This window comes from Shewanella sp. 8A, from assembly GCF_023475945.1.
Taxonomy (GTDB): Bacteria; Pseudomonadota; Gammaproteobacteria; order Enterobacterales; family Shewanellaceae; genus Shewanella; species Shewanella xiamenensis.
Map to the genome: position 1 here is coordinate 1 of NZ_JAMDJP010000062.1, position 5,440 is coordinate 5,440.

Genomic DNA, 5,440 nt, shown 5'->3' on the forward strand with positions numbered 1-5,440 from the left:
TCGCAACCTGTTCTCATTGCGGACACCTTTTCCAGCCTCGTTTGGAAAGTTTCATTGCCAGACGGGACTCCTGCAATCGTCAAGGGATTGAAACCTATAGAAGACATTGCTGATGAACTGCGCGGGGCCGACTATCTGGTATGGCGCAATGGGAGGGGAGCAGTCCGGTTGCTCGGTCGTGAGAACAATCTGATGTTGCTCGAATATGCCGGGGAGCGAATGCTCTCTCACATCGTTGCCGAGCACGGCGACTACCAGGCGACCGAAATTGCAGCGGAACTAATGGCGAAGCTGTATGCCGCATCTGAGGAACCCCTGCCTTCTGCCCTTCTCCCGATCCGGGATCGCTTTGCAGCTTTGTTTCAGCGGGCGCGCGATGATCAAAACGCAGGTTGTCAAACTGACTACGTCCACGCGGCGATTATAGCCGATCAAATGATGAGCAATGCCTCGGAACTGCGTGGGCTACATGGCGATCTGCATCATGAAAACATCATGTTCTCCAGTCGCGGCTGGCTGGTGATAGATCCCGTCGGTCTGGTCGGTGAAGTGGGCTTTGGCGCCGCCAATATGTTCTACGATCCGGCTGACAGAGACGACCTTTGTCTCGATCCTAGACGCATTGCACAGATGGCGGACGCATTCTCTCGTGCGCTGGACGTCGATCCGCGTCGCCTGCTCGACCAGGCGTACGCTTATGGGTGCCTTTCCGCAGCTTGGAACGCGGATGGAGAAGAGGAGCAACGCGATCTAGCTATCGCGGCCGCGATCAAGCAGGTGCGACAGACGTCATACTAGATATCAAGCGACTTCTCCTATCCCCTGGGAACACATCAATCTTACCGGAGAATATCGTTGGCCAAAGCCTTAGCGTAGGATTTCGCCCTCTCCCGCAAACGACCCCAAGTAGGATAAAGTTTGCCAATATCAAATAAAGATTGCCCGAATCAACCTTTGTGTAAGATGAAGTTTGGACACGAAAACATAAAAACCATTATTTACAATTAGTTATGTTTTTTTCGGAGTGGGCTTGAGATTCATGAATAGGAAAGAGAATGTACTATGAGTCAGTATCAGATATATCGAACCAAAATATCCTCTATTAAGCGGAAATGCCGTAAGTTAGGGGTTAGTTTTCCTCGTTATTTAAGCTCCATATTGAGTGTTAGTGAGTCAGAAAATGGGATCAGAGAACATGACCCTGTTTATGGCATGGAGCACGCTTGGGATAAGAACGGTAGAAACATCATTTTTATAGAGGATAGAGAAACGGTTCCTGCATTGCTTAATATGAAAATAAAAGGCAGGGATATAAGAAAAATCCCCCTTCCATTACCAGTTTTCTCAATCGCTTTTCCTACGGATGTAGGGCTTTCGCCAGTTCTAGTAAAGTATTCAGATTCCAAGCAAGAGCTTGAATCAGAACAAAACGAGTTCTATGAAGAGCTTGGAATAAAGGGAGTGAATTTTGATCAAAATGATAGCTCTTTTTCGCCTGAGTTAAGACTATCTATGCACACAGATCTTGACGACGTTAGATACCAGATAGCGTTAAAATCAGAAGTAATTCAGATGGTTATGGATAGCGACACTTTGGATACATCACTAATAAAATGTGATCAATCGGATGAAGATGGTAAAAGGATTGTTTTTGTTATCTTGAAATTTATTATTGCGCTTTGCGTGTATAACAGCGCAACAAATAACCAGTTTTTGATACCTGGTGTACCTTCAACCTTTAACCTAAAAAAGGTTATTAAAGGTAATGGTGAGTCAAAAAAAGTAACAGCATTTAAATTTGGTCTAAGTGATGGTTACACAAAAAACAAGTCAGAGCACATTAGGTCAGGCCATTTTAGGCAATTATGGGATGAGCGCTTTTACAAAGGTGAATATTCAAAGCTAGATCTGGGTAGTCGGTGGGTTTATGTAAAAGAAACATTGGTAGGTAAAGCAACTCCTTATGTTCAAACCAAAGAATCGACCGAGTAACAAGGAGGCCCCAGATGTTAAACAAAAGCAAATTTGAAAAGGTATTGGAGCGAGTCATCAACAAGAACAATAACCGATGCTCAGTGTGCAAAAAGCCGTTTTCTGGGCCTTGCCACACATTTGGCGGGTTGGATACAGATAGCAAGGTGCAGAACGTCGGCCAGTGCTGCCGAAGCAATATAGTGGACTTGAGACATGGTGGCGTCTATACCACAGCTCCCTTCGGTACTGAGGAAGGTGAGCGCCAGGCCCGTGAGCTTATGGCTACTCATCCGTGTTCTCGTCGCATGATGTAGGAGATACCCATGAAAAAAGTCATCTTCATCAGCCAATCTGAGGCCGAAAAGCTGGAGCCAGTTGCTGGTGCGGCTATGGTCTCCATAACAGACCCAGACAAGTCCCCTGCCGCTCTCGGACCGTGGGAGCTATTGTACCGTGACAGCTTCTACGATGGAGGCTATTCCGAGAACACCATCTACACGATGAAGTCAGCGTTCCGGATGAATTACGCATCCTACATCGACTCGTTCCAGGCTGAAAAGTTGTCCACCTTCCTAGATGGATTGGTCGGTAGTGGTATCGATCAGATCTTCGTTCATTGCTATTACGGAGAATCCAGAAGTGGCGCGATAGCACTGTACCTCCAGAACAAACATGGATTCACTCCGAATAAGCCGATCACCAAGCCCAACCGAACAGTTTACGAATTACTGTGCGTTCCTACCAAGTATGAATCACTGATACAAAGCTACGAAACGCAACATGTTGAGATGGAAGCCCCTCTCCACCTCAAAATATGGGATTTGCTTCTCGTTGCGGTCGGACTTAGGAGGTAATTTTGTACGATACGAACAACGACCAAGAAGAGCTAATTCCACATGCAGAAGCTCCCGTTCCGTCAGAACAAAGCGTCCGTGGAGAGTTGCTGCCATCATCGAGCTCTCTCCAGAACATCCATGACAACCCTGCCATCGCCTACCTGTTGAGTCTTGGCTCAAAGCGAAGTAGGCAGACTATGGGCTCATTCCTCAATATAGTCGCCAAGATGATCGGGTTTCAAAACCTTCGTGATTGCGCATGGAGCTCAATGAGGAGACACCATATTTTGGCCGTGCTGGAAATGCTAAGCGATTCAGGTAAAGCTCCGGCAACCATCAACACCTATCTCGCAGCGCTGAAAGGTGTAGCTCTTGAAGCGTGGACGATGAAACAAATAGACACGGACAGTTTTCAGCACATTAAGCAAGTACGCTCTGTGAAAGGGTCCAGGCTACCCAAGGGCAGAGCCCTTGAACGCCATGAAATTCGCAGTCTTTTTTTCACATGTGAAAGCGATCCAAGCTCCAAGGGGGTGCGTGACGCGGCCATTTTGGGGGTTCTTCTCGGATGCGGTTTACGTCGTTCTGAAATTGTCGCCTTGGACATGGTGGACATGATTTATAAGGACCGAGCTCTCAAGGTGCTTGGCAAGGGCAACAAAGAGAGGATTGCTTATGTACCTGGCGGTGCATGGAAAAGACTGGAGAAGTGGGTTGAAGAGGTTCGGGGGGAGCATGAAGGTCCTCTTTTCCCGAGGATAAGGCGATTTGATGATGTGACAGGAGAGAGGATGTCTGATCAGGCCATCTACCACATTCTGGATACCAGAAGAGTCGAAACAGGTCTGGAAAAGTTCGCGCCTCACGATCTTCGGCGTACCTTTGCCTCCTCGATGCTGGATAACGGTGAGGACATTGTGACCGTGAAGGATGCTATGGGCCACTCAAGTATCGCCACCACCCAGAAATATGACAGACGTGGTGATGAACGTTTGAAGAGAGCAAGCCAACGCCTCGATCTAGCGGATTAACAAAATGAATGATGAAGAACTCGAACTCGCCAGAGCCGATGCCATAAAAGACGATAGATGCTTTTCAAAGGGGCGGCTAAGGGATGAATTTAGGATGAAGCCCAAGCCCGGAGTGGAGCCTGTGTCGTTCTACAAAAACGGGTATGGCAGACAATTTGGCGTGTTCCGTATTGCTGATTGCGAGCCAATGAAGAGCAGGGCCTGTTCTCCGGCCTCAGAAAAACAAATCAGGGCTCAGCTTATCCTATCTATCAAAGCAAGAATGCGTAGCAACCTGGCAAAAGCATCGGTTGTGGCTGAAACATGGGTAAACCTGGAGCCCGTAGTTCTCGACACTGAGACGACCGGCCTTGGTGAAAGAGACCAGGTGATAGAGTTGGCTGTCACAGACATCTGGGGCGATGTTCTACTGAACACCAGGTTGCGGCCAACCGTGAAAATTTCCCCTCATGCAATGGATGTTCATGGAATCAGCGAGGCGGATCTGACGAATGAGCCTATGTGGCCTCAAATTGCGCCAGCTCTTGCCCAGCTTCTCTCTGGCCGACATGTAGTGATATTTAACTCCAGTTTCGATAGCAGGCTGTTGAGGCAGACTGCCGGAGCATTTGGAGATCATATGCCTTGGTGGGAAGAGAAAAATTTGCTGTGTGCGATGACGCTGGCGTCTGATGCCTTTGGTTCAACCAACCGGCACGGCACTATCTCGCTTGCGGATGCAACCTACCAAGCAGGCGTGATTTGGAAAGGTCAAGCCCATTCAGCAGCGACCGACGCCATTGCCACCGCCGATCTGGTGACGGAGATAGCAAAAGTCCAACGTAATCTCGTGGTTCAGCTCCAGGAGCTTCAAAGCAAAGGTAATTTGGAATGACAGAACAATCCTACGGCGAAAGCCTGAAATTTTTCTCAGACTGGCAGAAAGAACCGGCGAAACGTACCGGCATTAATGTGCAACACACGCTAACCAGAGGTGATTATCCTACTGTCAGCATCGAGATTGCACCGATCAGGGAGTCGGGGTTCAGCCCAGACTGGAAAAGCAAGATCACAGTGCAACTCACTCGTGGCGAGCTGACGGCGTTTTGCTGTGTTCTTTTTGGCTTGCGTAGCAAGGCTGAGGGTTCCTATCACGGTGACTCGAAGAACAAGAGCTTTGCGGTTTACAACAACGGCAAAGCCGGTGTTGCAATCATCCTCAGCGAGCGAGGCAACCAGCTCCAGAATTTTATCAATGATGACGACCGGATGGAGCTTGCAGTTTTCGCAGTTCGCCAGCTTTCCAACGCATGGAAAGTTACCCCTTCTGATGCCATCGCGCTGCTACGCCAATCAGCGTGGATGGACCGAAATTTGTCCTAATCGAGCAAATCTAGGCGCCCTAAAAGTCGTCCTATAACCACAAAGTTAGACCATCATGCAAAGTGGGGTATAATGGGTGCCAGCCCCACCCCCGCAGTCCCACTCAGCCACATTTCTGGCCTGACCGGGGTGTGAAGCCCAATGGTACGAAAACGTACGCTAAGGCCATTTGTCCAGCTCCGGTGGTTGTTTCAGCGGCCTCAGTTGCCCATTTAGTACTTGTTCAGTAAGGGTAAA

6 protein-coding genes are annotated in these 5,440 nt (G+C 48.6%); all 6 read left to right on the forward strand.

Translation table 11 applies throughout. The annotated features are described in order from the left end of the window. A partial coding sequence (locus tag M0413_RS22400; RefSeq protein WP_249555707.1) for an APH(6)-I family aminoglycoside O-phosphotransferase occupies positions 1 to 798 on the forward strand: 798 nt, incomplete at its 5' end. A 264-nt stretch (positions 799 to 1,062) separates the two neighbouring features. After that, positions 1,063 to 1,992 (forward strand): hypothetical protein, encoded by a 930-nt coding sequence (locus tag M0413_RS22405; protein ID WP_249555709.1) that lies wholly within the window; start codon positions 1,063 to 1,065, stop codon positions 1,990 to 1,992. Between the two features lie 305 nt (positions 1,993 to 2,297). Then, the gene (locus tag M0413_RS22410) at positions 2,298 to 2,828 is read left to right on the forward strand and encodes a protein-tyrosine phosphatase family protein (protein ID WP_283771995.1); all 531 of its coding nucleotides are present in this window, start codon (positions 2,298 to 2,300) and stop codon (positions 2,826 to 2,828) included. A 2-nt stretch (positions 2,829 to 2,830) separates the two neighbouring features. Continuing rightward, the gene (locus tag M0413_RS22415) at positions 2,831 to 3,841 is read left to right on the forward strand and encodes a tyrosine-type recombinase/integrase (RefSeq protein WP_249555711.1); all 1,011 of its coding nucleotides are present in this window, start codon (positions 2,831 to 2,833) and stop codon (positions 3,839 to 3,841) included. Positions 3,842 to 3,845: 4 nt separating this feature from the next. Beyond that, entirely contained in the window at positions 3,846 to 4,715 is an 870-nt protein-coding gene (locus M0413_RS22420; protein WP_249555713.1) for a 3'-5' exonuclease, read from the forward strand. Continuing rightward, on the forward strand, positions 4,712 to 5,203 hold the full coding sequence (locus M0413_RS22425) for a hypothetical protein (RefSeq protein WP_249555714.1): 492 nt from the start codon (positions 4,712 to 4,714) through the stop codon (positions 5,201 to 5,203). Before M0413_RS22420 ends, M0413_RS22425 begins: the two co-directional genes overlap by 4 nt. The last annotated feature ends 237 nt before the right edge of the window (positions 5,204 to 5,440 follow it).

What these genes read in the sequence shown, in the direction of transcription:
- M0413_RS22405 (WP_249555709.1), top strand. Translation starts at nt 1,063, where the DNA reads ATGAGTCAGTATCAGATATATCGAACCAAAATATCCTCTATTAAGCGG.
- M0413_RS22410 (WP_283771995.1), top strand. Translation starts at nt 2,298, where the DNA reads ATGAAAAAAGTCATCTTCATCAGCCAATCTGAGGCCGAAAAGCTGGAG.
- M0413_RS22420 (WP_249555713.1), top strand. Translation starts at nt 3,846, where the DNA reads ATGAATGATGAAGAACTCGAACTCGCCAGAGCCGATGCCATAAAAGAC.
- M0413_RS22425 (WP_249555714.1), top strand. Translation starts at nt 4,712, where the DNA reads ATGACAGAACAATCCTACGGCGAAAGCCTGAAATTTTTCTCAGACTGG.